The sequence below is a fragment of the Streptomyces sp. NPDC037288 genome, assembly GCF_055603265.1.
On the sequence record NZ_JBVJVY010000215.1, the window covers coordinates 1 to 1,400 of the forward strand.

A 1,400-nucleotide genomic window follows, 5' to 3' on the forward strand; every position below is an offset into this window, starting at 1 on the left:
GGACACAGACCCACCTTCCGAGCTCCAGGCCCTGATCGACGCGGTCACCAACGGACACGGCATTGACCTCTACCTCCGGATTTAACGAACTACCGTTACTGACTTCGGCTCGTCAGGGTGAATCTTCGCGAAGTCCCTGAAGGGCCCGGAGCGGTGGCTGTATCTCGTGCTGTGTGAGGTATGCGGATGGGGGCGGGCTGACCGCTGCGGGGCGGCAACGCCGGGAGACGGTACGGATGCAGGCGGCCGAGCTGTTCGAGCAGAAGATCAAGCCGGCGGAGGTCGCAAGACGCCTGCGGGTGAGCCTGAAATCGGCCTACCAGTGGCACAAACTGTGGCGGGACGTCGGTCGTGAGGCTCTGGCCTCCCGTGGCCCGGGCGGGTCGCGATGCCGTCTGTCACCGCGCTGCCTGGAGAAGCTCGCCGTCTATCTCGAGCAGGGGCCGGCCGCGCATGGATGGGTGGAGGATCAGGTGTGGACCGCAGCGAGGGTGGCCACGCTGATCGGCAGGAAGTTCCACGTCTCCTACAGCGTCTCGGGTGCAACGAGGCTGATGCACCGGCTCGGCTTCAGCCCGCAGGTTCCCGCCCGGCGGGTCGCCGAACGCGACGAGCAGGCCGTGATCGCGTGGAAGGAGGCGACCTGGGTTGAGGTAAAAGAGCCCGGGCGGCCTGCGGAGGTTACATCTGCTTCGAGGACGAAGCCGGGTTCACCCGGCGGCCGCCCAAAGGACGAACCTGGGGCCGGCGCGGTCACACCCCGGTCGTGACCGTCAGCGGCCGCCGCTCGGGGCGCCTGTCGGTGGCCGGGCTGATCGCCATGCGGCCTGGCTCCCGGACCCGGCTGTGCCATCGTCTGCGCACCCACCGAGCGGGGAAGGACAAGCGCCGCAGCATGGCTGAGCGGGATTTCATCGCGCTGATCGACGGCGTCCACCAGCTCGTCAAGGCGCCGATCGTGCTGGTGTGGGACCGGCTGAACACCCACGTCTCCCACGCCATGCGCGAGCTGATCACCGAGCGTGAATGGCTGACGGTGTTCCTGCTGCCCGCGAACTCACCCGACCTCAACCCCGTCGAGTGGGTATGGGCGCACGTCAAACGCAGCCTGGCCAACCTCGCCGTCGTCGCCCTCGACCGACTCGAGACCCTCATACGCAACAGGCTCAAGCGCCTTCAGTACCGGCCAGCCACCCTCGACGGCTTCATAGCCGGCACCGGGCTGGCCCTCGACGATCCAAAGTCACCCTGACGAGCCGAAGTCAGTAACGGTAGTTCGTTAAATCCGGCGGTGGTGTGGGTTGACGGCAGGTCGGGTTGGCCGTAGGCCGGTGGGAGGAGTCAACTTCCTTACTGGGGGCTGAAGATGACCGCTCGCCGTCCGTGTCCGCCTGCGCCGG

Annotated in this window: 1 protein-coding gene; it reads left to right on the top strand. The window is 67.1% G+C overall.

The genetic code is table 11. The annotated features are described in order from the left end of the window. Nucleotides 1-173: 173 nt before the first annotated feature. A protein-coding gene (locus tag ACZ7GZ_RS43365; RefSeq protein ID WP_471033369.1) for an IS630 family transposase occupies nucleotides 174-1,252 on the top strand; the annotation gives its coding sequence in 2 pieces (ribosomal slippage) (nucleotides 174-675 and nucleotides 675-1,252; 1,080 coding nt in all). The last annotated feature ends 148 nt before the right edge of the window (nucleotides 1,253-1,400 follow it).